We start from the raw sequence: 336 nt of genomic DNA on the forward strand, positions 1-336 counted from the left end.
TTACCGCCGGGCTCTGTGGGTCCGTCCCGGGCAGCGATTCGTTCGCCGGAACTCCTCCTGGAATCCGACCGCGCTCTTCGGCCAGGCCGGCCCCGATGACGACCTCCCGCTCCTGCGGCCCCGGCTGACCTCCGAGCTCCCCGCCGACGAGTACCGGGTCGCCGGGGTGCTCCACCCGAGCCTGTGGACCGGCCACGGCCCGGGACAGGTCCGGCTGTGGCTGGAGCCGGGCCGGCGGGGGGGGCTCGCGCTCATCGACCCGCTGGAAGGCTGGCGCCAGGCCCTGATAGCCGCTGACGCGGTCATCGGCGACTTCGGATCGGTCAGCTACTACGC

General features: G+C 73.5%; 1 pseudogene. It reads left to right on the plus strand.

Annotated elements, in window-relative coordinates:
* Positions 1 to 336: pseudogene (locus UK12_RS42290) on the plus strand (hypothetical protein); the annotation flags it as partial.

The sequence above is a fragment of the Saccharothrix sp. ST-888 genome, assembly GCF_000955975.1.
GTDB lineage: Bacteria > Actinomycetota > Actinomycetes > Streptomycetales > Streptomycetaceae > Kitasatospora.